Genomic DNA, 23,946 nt, shown 5'->3' on the forward strand with positions numbered 1-23,946 from the left:
GCTTCACCACTTCCGAATGGCTGCAGGTGTGGGCGGCGTTCTTCTTCACCACCATTTTCTCCAACGTCTTCTGGGGTATCGTGGCGGAGAAACTGGGCTGGATGAAAGTGGTGCGCTGGTTCGGCTGTATCGGCATGGCGCTGTCGAGCCTGGCGTTTTACTACCTGCCGCAGCACTTCGGCCATAACTTCGCCATGGCGCTGGTGCCGGCCATCGCGCTGGGGATTTTTGTCGCGGCGTTCGTGCCGATGGCGGCGGTGTTCCCGGCGCTGGAGCCAGAGCATAAAGGGGCGGCGATTTCGGTCTACAACCTGTCGGCCGGGCTGTCGAACTTCCTCGCACCGGCGATTGCGGTGGTGCTGCTGCCGTATTTCAGCACCATCGGCGTGGTGGTGGCCTATACCGCGCTCTATCTGCTGGCGTTTTGTCTGTGCCCGTTTATTCGCGTCGATCAGCCGGGCTTTGCCCGTAAGGCAAGCGGCGTCAGGGAAGGGGTAGAATATTCATAACGTTGTCAGGGCGGGTATATCCCGCCCTGATGTTTTAACGCAGTAACATACAGTCCGGCGGCAGACGGCAGCGTAGCGCCTCGCCGAGGATTTCCATACGGAAAGATTTGCCGCTCAGCGGTTCGCCATCCAGGTTGAAGGTCATTTCATGGGCGGCGGTGACTTCAAACCACGGCGATACGCCGTCGATCAGATTTGGCGAATTATCGGGATTAGCGAGGGTGCTAAACAGCGCAGGCAGCAACTCTTCGCCGGTGAAAATGCGCAGATGCAGTAGCCCGTCGTTAATTAATGCCTCAGGACACAGTTGCTGGCCGCCGCCGGCCTGACGGCCATTGCCGATGCCGATAACCAGCGCGTCACCCTGCCAGTGAAAGTTCTCGCCGCGAATTTCGCAGCGGTCCGGCTTCAGGGTATCCATGCGGGTCAGGCCGTGAATCAGATAGGAGACGCCGCCGAGCGCGGCTTTCAGTTTTTCCGGCGTTTCGGTGGTGATACGGGTGCCAAAGCCGCCGGTGGCCATATTGATAAAACCGGCCTCGTTGTTAACGCGTACCACATCAATAGGGACGTCGCGCCCGGCTATCGCCAGCTTCAGCGCGCTGGCTAAATCCTGCGGGATGCCGACGCTGGTGGCAAAATCATTGGCTGTGCCGAGGGGGAGTAATCCCAGCGCCATGTTGCTGCCGCGCTGAACCAGCGCGGTGGCGACTTCATTAATCGTACCGTCGCCGCCGCCGGCAATTACCGTCGCCACCTTGAGCGTTTCGGCTTCCTCGACAAAACGAATCGCATCGCCTTTTTCCCAGGTTACGCGGACATGTATCTCGATACCTTCTTCGCGCAGAAGATTAACGGCTTCGCGCAGTTGTGGCTCATTCGCGCCTTTACCGTTGAGAATTAATAAGCTGGCTGGAAATTGGGTCATCCTTTATCGCCTCATTCTTTGTCGTCATCCTCAGTGTATCGCATGAATGGCATCATGGAATAAGAAAGTCGGGAAAATGGGATGCATAAAAAATAAGCCCGCGTAAGGGAGATTACGCAGGCTAAGGAGGTGGTTCCTGGTACAGCTAGCATTTATGGGTTATGTTTTTCAGCGAAATGGATGATACCTGCTTCGAACGAAACGGTATGTGATCCGATTCTAATATCCATACATAATGAAAAAATAACGCCAATAAACTAATTTTTATGCGGATTGCGCGTCGACTCGCCGTTAAAATTACGCATCAGCAACCCATACTCCAGCGCCATATCCTCCGGCAGCGGCAGCCAGACGATATAACCGTCTCCCGGCGCGACCGGCATTGCTTCGCCTTTGGCGTTCTCCATATGTTCGAGCGTAAAATTGACATTACCTTGCGGAGTCATGACCTCCAGGCTGTCGCCGACCGAGAACTTATTTTTCACCGCCACTTCGGCCAGATGACCCTGACGCTTGCCGGTGAATTCGCCGACAAACTGCTGGCGTTCGGAAACCGAATAGCCGTATTCATAATTCTGATAGTCGTCGTGGGTGTGGCGGCGCAGGAAGCCTTCGGTATAGCCGCGGTGGGCCAGACCTTCCAGCGTCTCCAGCAGACTGGTGTCGAACGGTTTACCGGCGGCGGCGTCGTCGATCGCTTTACGGTACACCTGGGCGGTGCGGGCGCAGTAGTAGAAGGATTTGGTGCGGCCTTCAATCTTCAGCGAGTGAACGCCCATCTGGGTCAGACGCTCAACGTGGGCAATAGCGCGCAGATCTTTGGAGTTCATGATGTAGGTGCCATGCTCATCCTCAAAGGCGGTCATATACTCGCCCGGACGTTTGGCTTCCTCAATCATAAATACCTGGTCGGTTGGCGCGCCGATACCGAGAGTCGGTTCAACGTTCTGCACCGGGATAGGTTCATGCTTGTGGACGATATTACCCACGTCATCTTCTTTGCCTTCCTGGACGTTGTACTCCCAGCGGCAGGCGTTGGTACAGGTGCCCTGGTTAGGGTCACGCTTATTGATATAGCCGGAGAGCAGGCAGCGGCCGGAGTAGGCCATGCACAGCGCGCCATGGACGAAAATCTCGATTTCCATCTCCGGCACCTGGCTGCGAATTTCGGCGATCTCGTCCAGCGACAATTCGCGGGAGAGGATCACGCGGGTCAACCCCATTTGCTGCCAGAATTTCACCGTCGCCCAGTTGACGGCGTTGGCCTGTACCGACAGGTGGATCGGCATATCAGGGAAGTTTTCCCGCACCAGCATGATTAAACCAGGATCGGACATAATCAGCGCGTCCGGGCCCATTTCCACTACCGGTTTGAGATCGCGAATGAACGTTTTCAGCTTGGCGTTATGCGGCGCGATGTTAACCACCACATAGAATTTTTTCCCCAGCTCATGGGCCTCATTGATGCCGAGCTGCAGGTTTTCGTGGTTGAATTCGTTGTTGCGGACGCGCAGTGAGTAACGCGGCTGGCCGGCGTAGACCGCATCGGCGCCATAAGCGAAAGCGTAACGCATATTTTTCAGCGTTCCCGCCGGGGAAAGAAGTTCCGGTTTAAACATGATTTTCTCGTTCTGATGACAGGTCAGACTCGCCGCACCAGGTACGGCGATTCGGGGGAGTGTCCCCACATTAAGGGCGGGCATTGTAGCGCTGTGGAAAGAGGGAGTAAACCTTCGCGCCTCTCTGCGCTAAGAGGCGCGATGATCAAGCCATTCTACAGGCGTCGGCTTCCCAGCGATAGCCAACGCCGTAGACGGCGCGAATAAACGACTGCTCCGCGTCCAGCGACTCCAGCTTACGGCGCAGGTTTTTAATATGGCTGTCGATGGTACGGTCGGTAACTACGCGATAATCGTCGTACAGATGATTGAGCAGTTGTTCGCGGGAGAAGACTTTACCCGGCTCCTGCGACAGCGTTTTTAATAGCCGAAACTCGGCGGGAGTCAGGTCCAGCATTTTTTCGCGCCACGAGGCCTGGAAGCGACTTTCGTCAACAATTAGCGGACTTTGCGCATCCAGAGCCTGCAGATCGCGCTGTGGTTTACAGCGACGCAGGATCGTCTTCACGCGGGCCACGACTTCACGCGGGCTGTACGGTTTGCAGATATAGTCATCGGCGCCGATTTCCAGCCCCAGCAGGCGATCGATCTCCTCGATTTTGGCAGTGACCATCACAATCGGTATCTCGGAAAATCGGCGGATCTCGCGGCACAGGGTCAGGCCGTCGGTGCCCGGCAGCATTAAATCCAGCAGGATCAAATGCGGGGGCGTCTGGCGGACGTAGGGTAGTACCTGATCGCCATGCGCAATGAGCGTTGGCGCATAGCTCGCAGCTTGCAAATAGTCGATCAACAACTGACCGAGTTTGGGCTCGTCTTCCACGATTAAAATGCGCGGCGTGTTTTCATCAATAGGTAATTCGCTCATACATCCCTCGATAAATCCTGTTCCAGAGGTAACTCTACTTTAATGCTAACCCCGCCAAAAGGCGAATGACCGGCGTTCAGGCTGCCGCCGTGGGCGGCGACGATATTCATACAGATTGCCAGCCCAAGACCGGATCCACCGCTGGCCCGGTTGCGTGAGCCCTCGGTGCGATAAAAACGCTCGCAGAGCCGCGCCAGCTGCTCGTCGCTAACGCCGGGGCCGCTATCGGCGAAATCGAGCGTCAACATGCGACCATTTTGTTTGGCGTCAATCTGCAGGCGGCCGCCGCTGTCGGTATAGCGTAGGCTGTTTTCCAGCAGGTTATTGAACAGCTGCATCAGACGATCGCGATCGCCGAAAACGATAGCGTTATCCGGCAGCGAGACGCCGATGGTCAAGCCGCGGCTGGCGAAACGTTCGCGGAACGCCCCTGCGGCGACCTCCAGCAGCGCAATTAAATCCACCGACTCTTTCTGGTAGGCTAACGCGCCTTCATCGGACATCGACAACTGATGCAGATCGTCCACCAGCTTGGTAAGCGTGCCGACTTCCGCCTGCAGCGAAGAGATCGAATCCGGGGTGAATTTACGCACTCCGTCCTGAATAGCCTCCAGCTCGCCGCGCAGGACCGCTAGCGGCGTGCGGAGTTCATGCGAAATATCGGCCATTAAATCGCGGCGCATCTGTTGGTTACGCTCAAGCGTACTGGCAAGCTGGTTAAAATCCTGCGCCAGACGGCCCAGTTCATCCCCGCCGGTGACCGTGACGCGGGTAGAGAAATCGCCCGCCGCCAGCTTATGGGTGCCTTCCACCAGCCGTTTGACCGGCGCCAGCAGCCCGCGGGCCAGCGGGAAGGTGGCCAGCGCGGCGAGGAGGGTGGCAAGGGCGACAATCAGCCAACTGGTGCGTTTTTGCTGGCGGTCGAAATTAATATCCGTGTTGCGCGTGAGCCGCTCAACCGGCGAGGCGATCACCGCCCCGACGGTCACGCCGTCGACGACAATGTTTCGGCGGGTACCGTCCTGCGGGACCGGCGCCCGCGGGCCTACCAGCACGCGCCCTTGTTGATCGACAACCCAAAATTGCGTGCGCCAGCCGTGCGGCGGCATATCGGGCCGCGGGCCAGGGCCGGGCATTGGCCCTGGCTCGCCATGCGGACCCGGCCCACCCGGTGGACGTTCGTCGTTATCGCGCTCGAAGGTGCGCAGTAACTGGAAGATAAAACGATCATTGTTGCGCAAAAATTTCCAGTCGCCGTGCTGCTCGTACTGTTCACTCAGCGCGTCGCCGAGCATCGTTAGTCGTTGTTCATTACCGCGTTTAATATAGTCGATAAAGCCGCGCTCAAAGCTGATGCGCACCGCCCAGTGCATGCTAATCAGCAGCACGATACAGGTGGCGAAAATAGCCAGGAACAGCTTACCGGTGATACCCGGGCGCCAAAGTTTCACGATTCACTCCTTTTGCGTCGGCGGATGACGGTATTGCTGCCGACATCGTTCGGTACACGGGAAAAGATGAGCGCCGGGAGAGCGATAATCACCGCCATGCTCAGATAGGTGTAGAGGAAAATCTGATCGACAGCTGGCGCATCGGCGCTGATATGCTGCTGGCCGTACATGCCGAGCAGTAGCCCGGCGATGGTCACGCCGATGCTCATCGAGAGTTGCATGACCATTGAGAGCAGGCTGTTACCGCTGCTGGCCAACTCATCAGGCAGGTCTTTTAGCGTCAGAGTATTCATCGACGAGAAACGGCTGGAGTTAATCATGCCCTGCAGGAACAGCACCAGCGGCAGCAGCCAGTACCAGCCGGCCAGTGCGACGGCCATGAACAGTAAACTCACCAGCGCCAGGCCGAGCGTCGCGAAAACCAGCACGCGGCGATAGCCAAAGCGATTCACTACCTGCACCACGATGCGTTTCATCCCCATGCTGCCCAGCACCATGGGGATGATCATCAGCCCGGCGTGGAACGGCGAGAAGCCGAGGCCAATTTGCAGGAATACCGGGGTCATAAACGGTAACATCCCGCTACCGATACGCCCGGCGAAGCTGCCGCCAAGACCGAGCGAGAAGGTTTTGTTGCGAAACAGATTGAGGCTAAATAAGGCGTTAACGTTGCCACGGGCGTGCCACAAATAAAAAACTATCGCCATTAGGCCAGCGGTGACCAGCACAGCGAGCAGCAGCGGCGAGATTCCGAGCCCTTTTTTGCCGTCAAGCGCCAGCGTCAGGGCGGCCATTCCCACCGCCAGCAGAATAAAACCAAGAATATCAAAACGCCGGGTCTGCAGGGTGTAGTTCGGCATCAGGCATAATGTGGCGATAGCGCCGATGATGCCAACCGGGATGTTAATCAAGAAAATCCAGTGCCAGGAGGCATATTCGACCAGTACCCCGCCAAGCGCCGGGCCGAGCAGCGGTCCAACCTGGCCGGGCAGGGTGACGAAGGTCATCGCCGCCATATACTGATCGCGTGGAACGATTTTCATCACCGTTAGCCGCCCGACCGGCACCATCATCGCGCCGCCGACACCCTGCAGCACCCGGGATATCACTAACTGATCGAGAGTGCTGGCCTGGGCGCAGAACAGCGAACCGGCGGTAAACAACACAATGGCGCTGAAAAAGATATTGCGCACGCCAACCCGGTCCGCCAGCCAGCCGCTGGCCGGCAGCATGACCGCCACCGTAAGCACATACGAGACCACTACCATATGCATGTGCAGCGGGCTTTCCCCAAGGCTTTTGGCCATCGAGGGCAGGGCGGTGTTGACGATGGTGGTATCCAGCGACTGCATAAAGAAGCCGAAGGCCACAATCCATAACTGCCAGCGTACGCTGGCGGGCAGATCTGTCATCTTATTCGCTTACCGGTTGAGCAGGCTTGCGCGTAAAACGCAGCCGCAGACGATCAAAGAACAAATAGACCACCGGGGTGGTGTACAGCGTCAGCAACTGGCTCATGACCAGACCACCGACAATGGTGATCCCCAACGGCTGCCGCAGCTCTGAACCATCCCCGCCCGATAGCACCAGCGGCAGCGCGCCGAATAGCGCCGCCAGGGTGGTCATCATGATCGGGCGAAAACGCAGCAAACAGGCCTGGAATATCGCTTCTTCCGGCGGAAGATTGCCGGTACGCTGCGCTTCAAGGGCGAAATCGACCATCATGATGGCGTTTTTCTTTACGATGCCAATTAATAGCATGATCCCTATCAGGGCGATTAGGCTGAATGGGGCGCCAAATAATTCCAGCGCCAGCAGCGCGCCAACCCCCGCTGACGGTAGGGTTGAGAGAATGGTTAACGGATGCACGTAGCTTTCATAGAGGATCCCCAGCACGATATACACCGTGGCGATGGCGGCGATAATCAGGATCACCTGTGAGTTCATCGTCTGCTGGAATACCTGTGCGGTGCCGGCAAACGATCCTCGCACGCTCGACGGCACGCCAAGCTGGGTCATCGCCCGGTCAATGGCGTCGCTGGCTTCCGACAGCGATTTGCCGGTCGGCAGGTTGAAGGAGATGGTCGAGGCGGCCGATAGCCCCTGGTGGTTGACCGAAAGCGGTGCGTTCGCCGGTTGCCATTTGGCGAAGTATGACAGCGGGATGGGTTTACCGTCGTTACTAATGACAAACATTTTCTCCAGCGCGCTAACGTCCTGGGTATAAAGCGGATCGACTTCCATCACCACTTTGTACTGGTTCAAAGGTTGATAGATGGTCGAGATCTGCCGCTGGCCGAAAGCGTTGTTTAACAGGCTGTTGGCATCCTGCACGCTGACGCCCAGGCGTGACATGGTGTCGCGGTCGTAGACCAGATCCATCTCCGCGCCGTTATCTTGCTGATCCGAGTTAACGTCAGCCAGTTCCGGCAGTGCCGCTAGCGCCTTGCGGATTTTTGGCTCCCATTCACGCAGCGCCGACAGATCGTCCGATAACAGGGTGTACTGATAGCTGGCGTTCGACTGACGTCCGCCAACGCGGATATCCTGCACCGCCATCAGGAACAGATTAGCGCCGGGCTCTTTCGCCAGTTTTTTCCGCAGCCGGTCGATGATTTGCTGCGCCGTTTCGTGGCGTTGGTCGCGCGGTTTCAGGGTGATAAACATCATACCGCTATTCACCCGCGAGCCGCCGGTAAAACCGGTCACGTTATCGACCGCCGGATCCTCGCGGATGATCTTCATAAAGTCCTGCAGTTTGCCGCGCATCGCCTGGAACGAAATACTCTGATCCGCCTGAATGCCGCCCATCAGCACCCCGGTGTCCTGCTCCGGGAAGAAGGTTTTCGGAATGGCGATATACAGCCACACGCTGAGCGCCATCGTACCGAGCAGCACCAGGCCAGTCAGGCGACTATGCTTCAGCACCCATTTTAACGATTTGCCATAGCCGCCCTGAATAGTGACCAGCAGGCGGCCAAAGCCACGCTTGCGCGTTGGTTCATGAGGTTTGCCGCTTTTCAGCAGCCAGCCGCACATCATTGGCGTCAGCGTGAGCGACACGGCGAGCGAAATACCGATCGCTACCGATAGCGTGACGGCGAACTCGCGCAGCAGACGACCCGGCAGGCCGCCCATCAGCAGCAGCGGTAAGAACACCGCCACCAGCGACAGGCTCATCGACAGCACGGTAAAGCCGACTTCACGGCTGCCCTGTAACGCGGCCTGCAGCGGTTTCATTCCCGCCTCAAGATGGCGGGAAATATTCTCCAGCACCACGATGGCGTCATCGACAACGAAACCGGTGGCGATGGTCAGCGCCATTAACGACAGATTATTGAGGCTGAAGCCGCACAAATACATCGCGGCAAAGGTACCGATTAACGATACCGGCACGGCGACGGCCGGGATGAGCGTTGCGCGCCCGGAGCGCAAAAACAGAAAGACCACCAGAATCACCAGCGCGACCGAAATCACCAGCGTTTGTTCGACCTCTTCCAGCGAAGCGCGGATGGTGGGCGAACGATCCTGCGCAATCTGTAAATCAATGGCGGCGGGGATGGTACGCTGTAGTTCCGGCAGGCGGGCGCGAATGCTATCAACCGTCTGAATGATGTTGGCTTCCGGCAGCTTGCGGATCATCAACAGGATCGCCGGTTTGGCGTTGGTCATCCCGGCGTTACGCACGTCCTGCACTGAATCCGTCACTTTTGCCACGTCGCCAAGGCGTACCGCCGCGCCGTTGTTGTAGTGGACGATCACCGGCAAATATTCCGCCGCGGTTTTCAATTCATCGTTGGTCTGCACCTGCCAGCGGTGGGTCTTATCTTCCAGCGCGCCCTGCGGGCGACGCACGTTGGCGTTATCAATGGCGCTGCGCACGGCGTCCAGTGAGACGCCCTGGTTAAATAGCGCCTGCGGGTTAAGGTCGACGCGCACCGCCGGCAGTGAGCTGCCGCCGACGTCGACATCGCCGACGCCGTCAATCTGCGCGATGGTTTGCGCCAGCTGGGTTGACGCGAAATCGTACAACTCGCCTTGCGAATAGGTATCCGAGGTGAGCGTCAGGATCATGATCGGCGCATCGGACGGGTTAGCTTTGCGATACGTGGGGCGGCTGGGCATCCCGCTCGGCAGCAGACTTTGCGCGGCATTAATCGCCGCCTGCACGTCGCGGGCGGCGCCATTAATATCGCGATCGAAATTAAACTCCATGATGATGCGGGTACTGCCAAGCGAGCTCGACGAGGTCATTTCATTGACCCCGGCAATGCGCCCCAGCGAGCGTTCCAGCGGTGTTGCCACCGACGAGGCCATGGTTTCCGGCGAGGCGCCGGGCAGCGAGGCGCTAATCATGATCACCGGGAAATCCACCTGCGGCAGCGGTGCGACCGGCAGCAGGCGGAATCCGAGGATCCCGCATAGAGTAATCGCCAACGAGATAAGAATCGTCGCCACCGGCCGATAAATGAAGAGAGCGAAGAACTTCACTTACGCCTCCTCTTCACGGCGCGGGAAGCGGCTCTTCATATACAGCGATAGCCGGTCGAACAGCAGATAAATCACCGGCGTGGTGAATAACGTCAGTACCTGGCTGAGCATCAGACCGCCAACCATACCAATCCCCAATGGGCGACGCAGCTCGGCGCCGACGCCGGTACTGAGCATCAAGGGCAGCGCACCAAGCAGGGCGGCGAGGGTGGTCATCAGAATCGGACGGAAGCGCAGCAGGCAGGCCTGATAAATGGCTTCGCGCGGCGGCATTCCCTGCTCGCGCTCGGCGGCGAGGGCAAAGTCAATCATCATGATGGCGTTTTTCTTCACGATACCAATCAGCAGAATGATGCCGATGATGGCAATCACATCCAGCTCGCTACCGGCCAGCCATAGCGCCAGCAGCGCCCCGACGCCAGCGGTCGGCAGGGTGGAAAGAATGGTGATGGGATGAATGAAGCTTTCGTACAGCACGCCGAGGACGATATACATGGCGACGACCGCCGCGACGACCAGCCAGACGGTGCTACCGAGCGCCGACTGGAACGCGAGCGAACTGCCCTGGAACTGGGTGCGGATGTCGCTTGGAAAATCCAGCGACTGCTCGGCTGACAAAATAGCCTCTACCGCTTCGCCGAGGGAGTAGTTATCCGGCACGTTGAATGAAATGGTGGTCACCGGGAACTGATCGAGATGGTTCACCGACAGCGGGGTAAAACGCTGCTCGACGCTGGCGATGGATTTCAGAGGCACGATACCGCCATCGCTGCTGGTGAGGCGGATATTATCAAGAGCCGCTAGCCCCGGCGTCGCCTGGGTGTCGTGCTCCAGTACCACACGATATTGGTTGGCCTGGGTATAAATTGTCGAGATCAGCCTTTGGCCAAAGGCGTTATACAGCGCGTTATCGACATCCGCCATGGAAATACCCAGCCGGCTGGCGCTATCGCGATCGACATTAATATAAGCCGCGAGCCCTTTATCCTGCCAGTCGCTGCTGACGTCGGCAAGCTGGGGTAAGGATTGCAGGCGCGACAGCAATTGCGGCACCCAGTTGCTCAGCGCATCAAGCGAGTTAGCCTGCAGGGTAAACTGATACTGAGTGCGACTGACGGTGGTATCGATAGTCAGATCCTGCGTTGGCTGGAGATAAAGCTCAATACCCGGTACGCTAGCCACCGATTGCTGCAGACGGCTGATGACCGTTTGCACGCGATCGTCGCGTTCATCCAGTGGTTTGAGGTTAATCTGCAGACGCGCGCTGTTCAGCGCCGGATTGGTGCCATCAACACCGACGAACGACGTCAGGCTTTCAACCGCCGGATCTTTCAGAATCAGATCGGATACCTGCTGCTGGCGTTGCGCCATACTGGCGAACGACACCGACTGCGGGGCCTGTAACGTGCCCTGAATAATGCCGTTATCCTGGATTGGGAAGAAGCCTTTCGGGATAAAGACCCACAGCAGAATCGATAACGCCAGGGTGCTTAACGCCACGCTCAACGTTAGCCATGGGTGGTTTAGTACCCGGCTTAGCCAGCGGCCATAGACGGCAATCACCCGCTCGAAGAAACGCTCGCTGGCCCGCGAAAAGCGGTTTTGTTTGCGCAGCGATTCGTGGCTTAACATCCGCGCGCACATCATCGGCGTCAGGGTCAGCGAGACCACCGCCGAAATCAGAATCGCCACCGCCAGGGTAATGGCGAATTCACGGAACAATCGCCCAACGATATCACCCATAAACAGCAGCGGAATCAGTACGGCAATCAGCGAGAACGTTAATGAAATAATCGTGAAGCCGATTTCCCCCGCGCCTTTCAGCGCGGCGGCAAGCGGTTTCTCACCTTTTTCAATGTAGCGGGAGATGTTTTCGATGACTACGATGGCGTCATCGACCACGAAGCCGGTGGCGATGGTCAGCGCCATTAGCGTCAGGTTGTTAATCGAAAAATCGAGGAACACCATAACCGCGAAGGTGCCGACCAGCGACAGCGGCACGGCGACGCCGGGGATGATAGTCGCCGGGACATTGCGTAAGAAGAGATAAATGATCATCACCACCAGCGCGATGGCCAGCAGCAATTCGAACTGGGTATCGCTGACCGACGCGCGAATATTGGTGGTGCGGTCAGAAAGCACCTGTACCTTAACGGATTTAGGCAAGCTCTCGGTCAGTTGCGGTAGCATCTGGCGGATGCTGTCGGCAGTGGCGATGATGTTCGCTCCCGGCTGACGTTGGACGTTCATCACTATCGCCCGCTGCTTATTGGCCCACGCCCCCAGCCAGGCGTTCTCGGCGCCCTGTTCGATGGTCGCGATATCGCCAAGACGGATCGGCGCGCCGTTCTGATAGGCGATAATCAGCCGACGGTAATCTTCCGCCGACTGCATCTGATCGTTGGCGGAAAGGGTGACCGCGCGGGCCGGGCCGTCAAGGCTACCTTTTGCTGAATTCACGTTGGCGCTGGTAATGGCGGTACGCACGGTTTCGCTGGTCAAACCTAACGCGGCGATCGCCTGGGCATTGAGCTTAACGCGCACCGCAGGACGTTGGCCGCCGGCCAGCGTCACCAGGCCGACCCCGGAAACCTGAGATATCTTCTGCGCTACCCGAGTTTCCACCATATCTTCAACCTGCGTCATCGGCATCGCGCTGGAGGTCACGGCCAGGGTCATGATCGGCGGATCCGCCGGGTTCACTTTGCTGTAAACCGGCGGGTTGGGTAAATCAGACGGCAGCAGGTTGGTCGCGGCGTTGATGGCCGCCTGCACTTCCTGTTCGGCGACATCCAGCGCCAGGGTCAACTGGAACTGCAGAGTAATGACCGACGCGCCGCCCGAGCTTTGTGAAGACATCTGCTTAAGGCCGGACATCTGGCCAAACTGGCGTTCCAGCGGCGCGGTAATCGATGACGTCACCACATCCGGGCTGGCGCCGGGGTAGAGCGTTACTACCTGAATGGTTGGGTAGTCAACTTCCGGCAGCGCAGAGACCGGCAGGAAGCGATAGCCGATGATACCGGCCAGCAGAATGGCGACCATCAATAGCGTTGTCGCCACCGGACGCATAATAAACAGTCGGGAAGGGCCGCCCGTACTGCTTGGGGGTAATACTTGCATCAGGCGCCCGCTCCGTTTTTACCACTCGGGCGGGTGGTAGGTTGTTCCTGCACGGCGCTGTGAGCTTCGACGACTTCGACCTTAGCGCCTTCCGTCAGGCGATCGATACCATCGGTCACCACCCGGTCGCCCGCTGACAGCCCGGCGTTAATCACCACTTTTTGGCTATCCTGAATACCCGGCGTGACCGTATGTTTACTGACTTTATTCTCACTGTTCAGCACCCACACGAAGTGCCCCTCGTTGCCCATTTGTAGCGCGGCGGTGGGGATCACTACCGCATCCTGCTCGGTATCCACCAGCATTCTGGCATTGACGAACTGATTCGGGAACAGCGCGTCATCGAGGTTATTAAAGCGCGCTTTAAGCTTAATGGTGCCGGTGGTGGCATCGATTTGGTTATCGAGGCTCAGCAGGCTGCCTGTACTGATCTTCTGTTTATTGGTTCGGTCCCAGGCCTCGACGCTCAGCGTTTTACCGGCTTTCTGCGCCTGTACCACGGTGGCGATATCGCTTTCCGGCAGGGTAAAGACCAAATCGATAGGGTGGGTTTGCGTGAGTACGACAATGCCGGTGGTGTCGCCACTGGAGATTTGGTTGCCGATGTCGACCTGTTTCAGGCCCACGCGGCCGTCAATCGGCGCGGTGATGCGGGTCCAGTCCAGCTGCAGTTGCGCACTGGCGACGGCGGCCTGATCGGCTTTAACCGTACCGGCGGATTCGACCACCAGCGACTGCTGGGTATCGAGCTCCTGACGGGAGATAAGATTGGTTTTCACCAGTTGTTGATAGCGAGCGAGATCGCGGCGTGCGTTTGCGAGGGTAGCGTTATCTTTGGCAAGCTGCCCCTGCGCCTGGGCCAGCGCGACCTTGAACTGGCTGGGATCGATTTGCGCCAGCAGATCGCCGGCTTTTACCTGCTGACCTTCCTGGAAATGGATACTCAGTAACTGGCCGTCAACCCGACTGCGCACGGTCACGGTGTTCGCCGCGGTGATAGTCCCCAGGCCAGTAAGGTAGCGGGGGACGGATTCGCTGGTGGCGGTCGCCGCCTGCACCGGGGCCAGCGCCGCGCCGAAGCGGCCATGGCGCGCCCCGGCAGGCGCTTTTGCTCCTTGTTGACTTGCGCCAGCAGCGCCTGCGGTTGTCTCTTCGGAACGATCGTGCCAGAACCAATAGGCGGCTCCCGCCGCCAAAATTACCGTCAGGACCATTCCCCAACGAAGTGTGTTACTGCTTTTCATTATTTTGCTATCTCATTCTGAAGCTTTCGCTGAATGATACTAGTTTAGTAACGGAACGCCCCGCAAAAATGGAGGAATTATGAAAAGCGCGTATGGAAAGGTCTGAATTGGCGGGCTTTCACGAGGAGGCTCGCAAAGCCGAACGCTGAAAAGAAATGTGTCAGACGCGGCATGGTAACGTCAGCTTGATTTAGCGGAGGCTAAATACAGGAAAGCCCCTCCTGAGGAAGGGGCCTTAAATAAGGAAAGGGTTATGATGAATCTACTCATCATACTGATAGTGCTGTTACTGATAAGTTTCCCGACTTACTAACAGTGTATCAGGGGGAGGAGAAATCCTCCCTTACCCTTCATCCTGCAAGTTAGGACGAAAAAGCGGCAAAGTCAACTCAGGTTACCGAATGGCGCTCGCGTTTCAGGCGAAAACCACCTGCGCCCAGCGGGCAAGCCCGGCGGTAACGGAACCAAAATCATCGCCGCCGGCGATCGGTATTCCCGGCAGCTGTGCGGCCAGCGCCTTTTTAATTAACGGCGATCGTGCGCTACCGCCGGTGAGATAGATAACGTCCGGGGTTTCATGGCTGCTTTCCAGCGCTAACTTTACCTGCTCCATGATGCGAGCCAGCGGTTGATTGAGCGCCTCTTCCAGCCCCTGCTGGCTGATAGCGGTAGCCAGCTCATCGCTAATAAACGGCAGTTCGGCGTTGAAATCCGGCTGAGCGGAAAGGGCGATTTTGCTCTCTTCCGCGCTGCGTACCAGGCGATAGCTCAGGCGCTGGCGCCAGACTTTAAGCAGCAGTGCGACCTTGTCGGCATCGCGAGCGTCGCGCAGCAGGTCATTGAGCATACGTCCGTTGGCGGCGCTGTAAAAATCGCTCTGCGCCGGGACGTCGTTAATCGCCACCGCATTCCACCAGGGCAGTACCGGCAGCGCAATGCCTTTTTCTGTTTCACCGCCCATGCCGAGTAACGGCATCAGGCATTTGAAGGCCAGGGCGATATCCAAATCGTTACCGCCGATACGGCAGCCGCTGTGGCCCAGCAGGCTATCCTGACGGTCGGCTTTCTGCCGCCATTGCGGCCCCATCAACAGCAGTGAGCAGTCGGTGGTGCCGCCGCCGATATCGACGACCAGCACGCGTTTTTCATCATTGAGCGTGGCTTCAAAATCTAACCCCGCCGCAACGGGTTCAAACTGAAACACGACATCGTTGAATCCTGCTCGCGTCGCCGCGCGTTCGAGAATACCCTGTGCCTGAGCGTTAGCGTCATCGCCGCCAAGACCCTGGAAGTTAATTGGTCGACCAATAACCGCCTGGGTAATCTGTTCACTAAGCTGCGACTGCGCCTGCTGTTTAATATGTAGCATCATCGCGCAGACCAGATCTTCAAATAACGCGACCTGCTGGGGTTTCAGGCCATTGGCGCCAAGAAACGATTTTGGCGACTTAACGAAGTAGACCTCTTCCGGATCGTCAACGTATTGATGCAATGAGGCGAGGCCGAACTGGACGCTGTTGCCCAGGACTTCGATATCTTCATCACGGTTATAATTAATGGCGCGTCGTAGTAGCGCCTGATTTTCTGCGCCGTCGGCCGGGACATTATGATGGCGGTATAGCCATTCGCTGACCGCTTCGCGCGTCGGGGCGCAAAGCATTGATGGCAGCAGCGGGCTACCGTTTTCCAGCGTTAAAAGCCGTGGCGCATTATCCTGCATGACGGCGACCGAACAGTTGGCGGTACCATAGTCAAAACCAATAAACATGACCTGAAAAATCCCCATGCCAGTGAAGAAGGGGGGCGACTTTAGCGGATTGCCGCCATGCCGACAACTGGAATTTAAAAGCAAGGCGCAGCAGGCTTAGAGCATCTATGCTTGTCGCGATTAATAAGGAGAGTGCATGACATTATTATCCTGGCGAGCGCCCTATGACTGGCAATGGATGTTCGCGTTTCTCAGCGCGCGTGCGGTGGCGGGAATTGAAACCTTCCATGAAGATCAATATACCCGCAGCTTCAGTTTAGATGGGCATCGTGGATTGATTACCGTTAAACCGGATGAACGCAGCCAGGGGTTCCAGGTTACGCTTTCTCATGGGCTGTTACCGGTAGCAGACCAGTGCCTGGCGCGTGTAGCGCAACTGTTTGATTTAGCATGCGATCCATTTGAGGTCACGCAAACCTTAGGCAAACTGGCGCAGCCGCGACCAGGACTTCGCTTGCCGGGGGCGCTGGATGCGTTTGAACAGGCGGTGCGCGCGGTATTGGGGCAACTGGTGAGCGTAGCGATGGCGGCGAAGCTGACGGCGAAAGTGGCCGCGATCTATGGGGAAGCGTTAAGCGAAGCGCCTGGTTATGTTATTTTTCCCGAACCGCAGAAACTGGCGCAAGCCGACCCTTTGGCGCTTAAGGCGTTAGGGATGCCGCTTCGCCGCGCGGAAGCGTTAATTCACCTTGGCAAAGCGGCATTGAGCGGAGAATTGCCGTTGACGGCGCCTGCTGATATGGCAAGCGGCATGAAACAATTGCAGAGTCTGCCGGGCATCGGTCGCTGGACGGCGAATTACTATGCGCTGCGCGGTTGGCAGGCAAAAGATATTTTTCTGCCCGATGACTATCTGATTAAACAGCGTTTTCCCGGAATGACGCCTGCGCGTATCGCGCGCTATGCCAGCCGCTGGCAACCCTGGCGCTCCTATGCTTTGTTGCATATCTGGTACACCGAAGGCTGGGCGCCGGACGAGGAATAGGCGTACAGGGCGCATATCACTGGTATCGCCGCCCTGAAATCCCTATAATTGCCGCGTTTGACGGTCAACCGTCACCCTCCATCTACATCCAGGTTAATCAGGTCGCAAAAATTTATGACTGATACGTCTCATCAGTGCGTCATTGTAGGCATCGCCGGCGCATCGGCTTCGGGCAAAAGCCTTATCGCCAGCACACTTTATCGTGAATTACGTGAACAAGTTGGCGATGAGCATATTGGCGTTATTCCAGAAGACAGCTATTACAAAGATCAAAGCCATCTGTCGATGGAAGAGCGTGTAAAAACCAACTATGACCATCCAAGCTCAATGGATCATAGCTTGCTGTTCCAGCATTTACAGACGCTGAAAAGCGGCCAGCCAATTGAATTGCCCGTGTATAGCTACGTTGAACATACGCGTATGCCGGAAACTATTCATATTCAACCGAAGAAAGTGATCATTCTCGAAGGGATCCTGCTGTTGACGGATGCCAGACTGCGCAATGAATTAAACTTCTCTATTTTCGTCGATACCCCGCTGGATATCTGTCTGATGCGCCGCATCAAGCGTGATGTTAACGAGCGTGGCCGTTCCATGGACTCGGTGATGGCGCAGTATCAGAAGACGGTGCGGCCAATGTTCCTGCAATTTATTGAACCTTCCAAGCAATATGCTGACATCATTGTCCCGCGCGGCGGTAAAAACCGTATTGCCATCGATATTCTGAAGGCCAAAATCAGTCAGTTCTTTGAATAACACGTACTAATTGTGTAACGTGCAAAGAGAATTCCAATTGCCCTTATTCCCGGAAAGCGTAAGGGCTAGATGCCTTAAAGGAGAAAGCTCATGCGTCTGTGTGACCGAGATATAGAAGCCTGGTTGGATGAAGGGCGCCTGGCAATCAGCCCGCGCCCGCCGGTGGATCGAATTAACGGCGCCACCGTTGACGTTCGCTTAGGCAATAAATTCCGTACCTTCCGCGGTCATACGGCGCCGTTTATTGACCTGAGCGGCCCGAAGGCGGAAGTGAGCGCGGCGCTGGACCGGGTAATGAGCGAAGAGATCGTACTGCCGGAAGGCGAGGCTTTCTATCTTCATCCAGGAGAATTAGCGCTGGCTGTGACTTATGAGTCAGTAACGCTTCCGGCTGACCTCGTCGGCTGGCTTGATGGCCGTTCGTCACTGGCGCGCCTTGGGCTGATGGTACACGTCACTGCGCACCGTATTGATCCGGGTTGGTCTGGCTGCATCGTGCTGGAATTCTATAATTCCGGCAAGCTGCCGTTGGCGTTGCGCCCGGGAATGCCCATTGGCGCGCTGAGCTTTGAGCCGCTTTCGGGCCCGGCGGCGCGGCCATATAACCGCCGTGAAGATGCCAAATATCGCGACCAGCAGGGCGCGGTAGCGAGTCGAATCGACAAGGATTGATAAAGTTAGCGGCTTATCGAGGATGCCATGAGACGAATTCTGACCACGCTGATGATCTTGTTGACCGTCATTGTTGCGGGGCTCGCTGCGCTGGTGCTACTGGTCAACCCTAATGACTTCCGCAACTATATGGTGCAGGAAGTGGCGGAGCGTAGCGGCTATCAACTGAAGCTTGACGGGCCGCTGCGTTGGCATGTTTGGCCGCAGCTGAGTATTCTCTCCGGTCGTATGGCGCTGACGGCGCCAGGTGCTTCCGAACCGGTTGTGCGTGCCGATAACATGCGGCTGGATGTTGCGCTGATGCCGCTACTTTCTCACCAACTGCAGGTGAAGCAGGTGATGTTGAAAGGCGCGGTAATTCAGCTTACCGCGAAAACGGAAGCGGTGCGTAACCAGAACGCGCCGGTGGTGCCACATGACAATACGTTGCCGCAGGCGCCGCAAGATCGCGGATGGTCCTACGATGTCCGTAAACTGCAGGTGGCCGATAGCGTCCTGTTCTTCCAGCATGAAAATGGCGAACAGGTCACCGTGCGCGATATACGCTTACAGATGGAGCAGGATGACAACCATCTGGCGACGGTAGATTTCTCCGGCAGGGTCAATCGCGATCAACGTGACTTAACGTTGTCCTTTACCGCCCAGGTTCAGGGCGGCGATTACCCTCACTCTTTGAAAGCGGATTTTTCGCAGCTTAACTGGCAGGTACGTGGGGCGGAGCTGCCGCCGGACGGCCTGAGCGGGCAGGGAAGTCTGCAAGCCAGCTGGATCGAAGAAGCGAAAAAACTCGATTTCAACAATCTCAATCTCACTGCTAATGGCAGCGCAATTACCGGCAGCGGTAGTGTCGTACTGGGGGAGAAACCTGACTGGGCGCTAAACCTGCAGGCGACCACCCTGAATCTGGATAGTTTGCTTGCGCAAAGTGCGACGGCCAATGAAGGGAATGTCGATCAGCGTGGACAAAGCCAGCCGAGACAGCTACGCCCTGTGATTGCTGATAGCGATATTCAGCAGGATTATCATAGTTTGCTTGGCTTTAACGGCCAACTGGCGCTGTCGGCGGACCAGGTGCAGTGGCGTGGTATGCGATTCAGTCAGGTGAAGAGTGATATCACTAACCAGCAGGGGCTGCTGACGGTGAAACAGCTGGAGGGTAGTCTGGGAGAGGGACGTCTCTCGTTACCAGGGATGCTGGATGTCAGAGGCAACACTTCGCATGCCGCTTTCCAGCCGCAACTGGATAATGTGGAAATAGGTACCATTTTGCAGGCGTTTAACTACCCAATTAACCTGACGGGGAAATTATCCCTGAAAGGTGATTTCTCGGGGCCGCGCATTGATGCAGAAGACTTCCGTCGCAACTGGCAGGGGCAGGCACAGCTGCAGATGAAGGACACGCGGACCGAAGGGCTCAATTTCCAGCAGTTAGTACAGCAGGCCGTGGCGAGGAGCACTAATGTACAGGCGCAGGAAAACTTCGATAACGCGACCCAGCTTGACGCATTAAGCAGTGATTTGACCCTGAATAATGGCCAAATCACGCTTAACGGCTTGCAGGGACAGTCGGCAATGATGGCGTTGACGGGGCAAGGTAATCTGAATCTGCAAGCAGAGGATTGCGACATGCATTTCAACGTGCGGGTGTTAGGCGGTTGGAAAGGCGAAAGCAAGCTTATTGACCGTCTCAAGCAGACGGCAATCCCGCTACGTATCTATGGCAAGTGGCAGTCGCTAAGCTATAGCCTACAGGTAGATCAGATCCTGCGTAAGCAGTTGCAGGACGAAGCCAGACAGCGTTTGAATGAGTGGGCGGAACGCAACAGTAATAGCCAGAACGGCAAAGATGTCAAGAAACTGCTTGATAAGCTGTAATCATTAAGGCGCCGCGAGCAACTCGCGGCGCCTTAATCCTCAACTTCATTCACACTTCATAATCTAATTCATCTTCTACTTCAACCGGCGGGATAATCTGTACTTTCTGCACCCTGTGGCTTTCCACCTCCAGAGTACGCAGCGTATAACCGCCGATTTTCACTTCTTCGCCAGCGGCAGGAATGTGCTGCAAATATTCCATCAATAATCCGGCTATTGTGTGATATTCACGTTTATCATCCAACGGCAGCGGAACGTACTGAACCAGATCTTCCAGCGGCATATGGCCGTTAGCGGTCCAGCTGCCATCGGCGTTTTTGTGAATGTCATGACGAGCATCGATCTCCTCGACTTCATTAGGCAGATTACCCGCAATGGTTTCCATAACATCGCTGATGGTTACCAGGCCTTCAACGGAGCCAAATTCGTCAACCACAAAAGCAAAGTGCGTCCGCGCCTGGCGAAACTGCTCCAGCGCCGGGAGCAACGGCAAGGTTTCCGGAAAAATAAGCGGTTGGCGTAGCAGAACGTGTAAATCCAGCGGCTCATTGCGTAACGACTGCTGTAGCAGGTCGATAACATGAACAACCCCCAACAGATCTTCGTTATCGTTGCCGCCGGTGACGACAATACGGGTATGCTGGTTTTTCTCCAGCAGCGCGCGAACTTCCTCTTCAGGCGCGCTTAAGTCGATGTGCTCAATATCATGACGTGAAGTCATAATGCTGCTGACGGTACGTTGATTCAGATTCAGTACGCGCTCAATCATTAAGCGTTCCTGCGGATTAAACAACGGACTTTCGCCCTGGTCGGCGACCATGGTTGCCGTCTCGGCATCAAGCTCAGCATTCTCTTTGCGCCCGCTTAGCAGATTCATCACGGCTTCAGTCGTCCGCTGTCGCATGGTCAGATTGGCTGAGAGGAAACGGCGGCGATTGAAGATGGCCAACTGGTTGAACGATTCGATCATCACCGAGAAACCAATAGCGGCATACAGATAGCCTTTCGGGATTGGGAAGCCAAATCCTTCGGCGATCAGGCTAAAACCGATCATCAGCAGGAAACTCAGGCACAGAATGACGATCGTGGGGTGGCTGTTGACAAAGCGTGTGAGAGCTTTGCTGGCCATTAGCATCAGCGTAATGGCAATGATGACCGCAGCCATCATCACCGCCAGATGATCAACCATACCCACTGCGGTAATGACCGAATCCAGCGAGAAAATAGCATCAAGTACAACTATTTGCGCCACCACGCCCCAGAACTTCGCGCCTTTACGCTGGGTGGGGTTATTACTGTCTTTTCCTTCCAGTCGCTCATTAAGCTCAACGGTGGCTTTAAATAACAGGAACAATCCACCGAATAACATGATCAAATCGCGGGCGCTGAAGCTTAAGTCATGCCAGCTGAAGAGCGGTGTCGTGAGGGTGACTAGCCAGGAAATTGACGCCAGCAGAACCAGACGCATCACCATTGCGAGGAGCAGGCCGGTAACGCGAGCGCGATCGCGCTGTGCCGGGGGCAGCTTTTCGGCAAGGATCGCAATAAATACCAGGTTATCTATCCCCAGAACCAGTTCGATAACCACCAGCGTAATGAGACCAGCCCAGATCGAGGGATCGGCAATCCATTCCATAATCACTTAGAACCTTTACAACATAATCGTATGATCTATCGATCATGGATAAGCGCCAGGTAAAATGCAACGATTTATCGCGGCAACGCGCACCAGTCTGGCATATCAAACGAAAGCGGTAACGTAATTAACCACTGCTAAATATCGGGTGTTTAAGATCGATCTGGGCTGATTTGGAATTAATAAGAAATCCCTGTAATTACTGTGCGGTAATAGCAGGGATAAGGAGGGGTTATTAACAGCGGGTAAAGTCAAAATATTGTCGTATTTTTCACCAAAATGTTATTAAGGGGAATATTCCTACTGAATTCCGTAGCTTGTCAGGACCTGCGTTTAATAAGACCCTTAACATGGCTCAATGTTGCATAAAATCAGCAGTATCAGCGATGGTCAAGGGGTTAATCCACGGGTAAGAAGGTTAGTTAGCGAAGCTTTTGTCCAAAGTTTAGACGATTTTGCTGATTGCTATCGCCAAATTGCTCGTTCGCATGGGATTTGACTTTTTCTGTAGTGGCTTACCACGGTGATTTTTAAGAAAGAAGGTGTTAAATCTGCAAAGTAAGTAGCTTATCGCCAAGAGCATTGGTCAATTATTATTGTTTAATAACAATGGATTAAGCGTTTTTCTTGCTCTGTTTATTCGAAGGCCGATTGACCAGGACAAATACGTGAGAATTTTCTTAAAGCGACCTGTCAGCTAGCATTTTTTGCGTGTATTCTTGGACTAAGAGAGTAATTTAGGATTTTGGTTAAAGTCGTGCGCGACACGATGCTGTACCATCACAAACAAATGCCAGTGACATCAACGTTCTGACAAAAATTCGAAAGTTTATAACCATATAGGTGGATGAAATAATGGTGAGTTTGAAAGCAATTATTCCGGTAGCAGGGTTAGGGATGCATATGTTGCCTGCTACTAAAGCGATACCGAAAGAGATGCTGCCGATCGTTGATAAGCCGATGGTTCAGTATATCGTCGATGAGATTGTCGCCGCCGGAATCAAAGAAATTGTGCTGGTCACCCATTCATCTAAGAATGCTGTAGAAAACCATTTTGATACCTCCTATGAGCTGGAAGCGCTACTCGAGCAGCGTGTTAAGCGTCAACTATTAGCCGAAGTTCAGGCGATTTGTCCGCCAGGCGTAACGATAATGAACGTTCGTCAGGGCCAGCAACTGGGCCTGGGGCATTCTATCCTCTGTGCGCGCCCGGCCGTTGGCAATAATCCGTTTGTTGTGGTGTTACCAGATATCATTCTTGATGGCGCAAGCGCCGATCCGCTACGTTATAACCTGGCGGCAATGGTCGCGCGTTTCAATGAAACCGGGCGCAGCCAGGTTCTGGCCAAACGAATGCCTGGCGATCTCTCAGAATATTCCGTCATTCAAACCAAAGATGGCTTGAAAGTGGAAGGAGAGATTGGCCGTATTGTTGAATTTATTGAAAAACCAGACGAACCACAAACGCTCGACTCTGACCTGATGGCCGTAGGACGTTATGTGCTGTCTGCTGATATCTGGGAAGAACTCGAGCGTACTGAACCTGGCGCCTGGGGTCGTATTCAATTAACGGACGCTATTGCGGCACTGGCAAAGAAACAGTCCGTCGATGCCATGTTGATGACCGGTGAGAGCTACGACTGCGGTAAAAAAATGGGTTACATGCAGGCTTTTGTGAGTTACGGCTTACGTAACCATAAAGAAGGGACCAAATTCCGCGAGAGCATCAAGAAGCTGCTGGCGTGAAACTGAGCGCTTAATTCGAGCGAGAGCTGGCGTGCAGATAACAGCAAGATGTTTGGTGTCGCGCCAGCGTAACAAGATCCAACTGAAATGAGACCGAGGTTATTAGCATTCGGTGCGGTAAATGCAATGAGATTTTCATCTCAGTTGAATCTTATCAAGTATGTGGATTTGATGGCTTATCGATGATGGGCAGGGCGTGAGCCGGGCATTTGGTCAGATGAGTTAAAATAATGCTTAGCTGATAGTTGCTTAGTGTGAGCTTTCTTAACGAAATG

The 23,946-nt window shown here is 55.6% G+C and carries 16 protein-coding genes; 6 read left to right on the forward strand and 10 right to left on the reverse strand.

The features are described 5' to 3' along the window. A partial coding sequence (locus ABLU86_RS02550; protein ID WP_348795910.1) for an MFS transporter occupies positions 1-509 on the forward strand: 509 nt, incomplete at its 5' end. A gap of 34 nt (positions 510-543) precedes the next feature. On the opposite strand, the gene yegS is transcribed toward ABLU86_RS02550, so the two are convergent. From yegS to yegD, 9 genes are all read right to left on the reverse strand, one after another. After that, positions 544-1,437: a lipid kinase YegS gene (yegS, locus tag ABLU86_RS02555; RefSeq protein ID WP_015365779.1), complete on the reverse strand. Its 894-nt coding sequence runs from the start codon at positions 1,435-1,437 to the stop codon at positions 544-546. Positions 1,438-1,694: 257 nt separating this feature from the next. Continuing rightward, the gene (yegQ, locus tag ABLU86_RS02560; protein WP_015365780.1) at positions 1,695-3,056 is read right to left on the reverse strand and encodes a tRNA 5-hydroxyuridine modification protein YegQ; all 1,362 of its coding nucleotides are present in this window, start codon (positions 3,054-3,056) and stop codon (positions 1,695-1,697) included. A gap of 145 nt (positions 3,057-3,201) precedes the next feature. Beyond that, positions 3,202-3,924: a two-component system response regulator BaeR gene (gene baeR / locus ABLU86_RS02565; protein WP_015365781.1), complete on the reverse strand. Its 723-nt coding sequence runs from the start codon at positions 3,922-3,924 to the stop codon at positions 3,202-3,204. Beyond that, a complete protein-coding gene (gene baeS / locus ABLU86_RS02570) occupies positions 3,921-5,375 on the reverse strand; it encodes a two-component system sensor histidine kinase BaeS (protein WP_015706068.1) in 1,455 nt (484 codons plus the stop codon). The genes baeR and baeS overlap by 4 nt, the downstream gene beginning before the upstream one ends. Then, on the reverse strand, positions 5,372-6,787 hold the full coding sequence (locus ABLU86_RS02575; protein ID WP_348795911.1) for an MFS transporter: 1,416 nt from the start codon (positions 6,785-6,787) through the stop codon (positions 5,372-5,374). The genes baeS and ABLU86_RS02575 overlap by 4 nt, the downstream gene beginning before the upstream one ends. A 1-nt stretch (position 6,788) precedes the next feature. Continuing rightward, entirely contained in the window at positions 6,789-9,866 is a 3,078-nt protein-coding gene (gene mdtC, locus ABLU86_RS02580) for a multidrug efflux RND transporter permease subunit MdtC (RefSeq protein ID WP_108684148.1), read from the reverse strand. Next, positions 9,867-12,989, reverse strand: coding sequence for an MdtB/MuxB family multidrug efflux RND transporter permease subunit (locus ABLU86_RS02585; protein ID WP_015365785.1), 3,123 nt, complete (start codon positions 12,987-12,989; stop codon positions 9,867-9,869). After that, positions 12,989-14,233, reverse strand: coding sequence for an MdtA/MuxA family multidrug efflux RND transporter periplasmic adaptor subunit (locus ABLU86_RS02590; protein WP_032708719.1), 1,245 nt, complete (start codon positions 14,231-14,233; stop codon positions 12,989-12,991). Before ABLU86_RS02590 ends, ABLU86_RS02585 begins: the two co-directional genes overlap by 1 nt. A gap of 415 nt (positions 14,234-14,648) precedes the next feature. After that, positions 14,649-16,001, reverse strand: a complete 1,353-nt coding sequence (gene yegD / locus ABLU86_RS02595; protein WP_032710019.1) for a molecular chaperone — start codon at positions 15,999-16,001, stop codon at positions 14,649-14,651. A 136-nt stretch (positions 16,002-16,137) separates the two neighbouring features. On the opposite strand from yegD, the gene alkA reads away from it, so the two are divergent. The 4 genes from alkA (at position 16,138) to asmA (ending at position 20,289) form a co-directional block, all read left to right on the forward strand. After that, complete coding sequence (alkA, locus tag ABLU86_RS02600) at positions 16,138-16,986, forward strand: DNA-3-methyladenine glycosylase 2 (RefSeq protein ID WP_046883246.1); 849 nt, start codon at positions 16,138-16,140, stop codon at positions 16,984-16,986. 114 nt (positions 16,987-17,100) lie between these two features. Next, positions 17,101-17,742 (forward strand): uridine kinase, encoded by a 642-nt coding sequence (gene udk / locus ABLU86_RS02605; RefSeq protein WP_015365789.1) that lies wholly within the window; start codon positions 17,101-17,103, stop codon positions 17,740-17,742. Between the two features lie 90 nt (positions 17,743-17,832). Continuing rightward, complete coding sequence (gene dcd, locus ABLU86_RS02610) at positions 17,833-18,414, forward strand: dCTP deaminase (RefSeq protein WP_015365790.1); 582 nt, start codon at positions 17,833-17,835, stop codon at positions 18,412-18,414. A 27-nt stretch (positions 18,415-18,441) separates the two neighbouring features. Further along, on the forward strand, positions 18,442-20,289 hold the full coding sequence (gene asmA / locus ABLU86_RS02615) for an outer membrane assembly protein AsmA (protein ID WP_032714938.1): 1,848 nt from the start codon (positions 18,442-18,444) through the stop codon (positions 20,287-20,289). Positions 20,290-20,338: 49 nt separating this feature from the next. On the opposite strand, the gene ABLU86_RS02620 is transcribed toward asmA, so the two are convergent. Next, complete coding sequence (locus ABLU86_RS02620) at positions 20,339-21,925, reverse strand: TerC family protein (RefSeq protein WP_032708715.1); 1,587 nt, start codon at positions 21,923-21,925, stop codon at positions 20,339-20,341. 855 nt (positions 21,926-22,780) lie between these two features. Between ABLU86_RS02620 and galF the strand changes: the two genes are divergently transcribed. Then, the gene (galF, locus tag ABLU86_RS02625) at positions 22,781-23,671 is read left to right on the forward strand and encodes a UTP--glucose-1-phosphate uridylyltransferase GalF (RefSeq protein WP_015706060.1); all 891 of its coding nucleotides are present in this window, start codon (positions 22,781-22,783) and stop codon (positions 23,669-23,671) included. Positions 23,672-23,946 lie beyond the last annotated feature (275 nt).

Source organism: Klebsiella sp. JN_Kp121 (genome assembly GCF_040062145.1).
GTDB classification, from domain to species: domain Bacteria; phylum Pseudomonadota; class Gammaproteobacteria; order Enterobacterales; family Enterobacteriaceae; genus Klebsiella; species Klebsiella aerogenes.

Bases quoted from the DNA above. Each gene is read 5' to 3' on its own strand.
- ABLU86_RS02590 (WP_032708719.1), bottom strand. From the start codon at position 14,233: ATGAAAAGCAGTAACACACTTCGTTGGGGAATGGTCCTGACGGTAATT.
- ABLU86_RS02620 (WP_032708715.1), bottom strand. From the start codon at position 21,925: ATGGAATGGATTGCCGATCCCTCGATCTGGGCTGGTCTCATTACGCTG.
- yegD (WP_032710019.1), bottom strand. From the start codon at position 16,001: ATGTTTATTGGTTTTGACTATGGTACCGCCAACTGTTCGGTCGCCGTC.
- baeR (WP_015365781.1), bottom strand. From the start codon at position 3,924: ATGAGCGAATTACCTATTGATGAAAACACGCCGCGCATTTTAATCGTG.
- dcd (WP_015365790.1), top strand. From the start codon at position 17,833: ATGCGTCTGTGTGACCGAGATATAGAAGCCTGGTTGGATGAAGGGCGC.
- alkA (WP_046883246.1), top strand. From the start codon at position 16,138: ATGACATTATTATCCTGGCGAGCGCCCTATGACTGGCAATGGATGTTC.
- ABLU86_RS02575 (WP_348795911.1), bottom strand. From the start codon at position 6,787: ATGACAGATCTGCCCGCCAGCGTACGCTGGCAGTTATGGATTGTGGCC.
- galF (WP_015706060.1), top strand. From the start codon at position 22,781: ATGGTGAGTTTGAAAGCAATTATTCCGGTAGCAGGGTTAGGGATGCAT.
- yegS (WP_015365779.1), bottom strand. From the start codon at position 1,437: ATGACCCAATTTCCAGCCAGCTTATTAATTCTCAACGGTAAAGGCGCG.
- ABLU86_RS02585 (WP_015365785.1), bottom strand. From the start codon at position 12,989: ATGCAAGTATTACCCCCAAGCAGTACGGGCGGCCCTTCCCGACTGTTT.
- asmA (WP_032714938.1), top strand. From the start codon at position 18,442: ATGAGACGAATTCTGACCACGCTGATGATCTTGTTGACCGTCATTGTT.
- udk (WP_015365789.1), top strand. From the start codon at position 17,101: ATGACTGATACGTCTCATCAGTGCGTCATTGTAGGCATCGCCGGCGCA.
- yegQ (WP_015365780.1), bottom strand. From the start codon at position 3,056: ATGTTTAAACCGGAACTTCTTTCCCCGGCGGGAACGCTGAAAAATATG.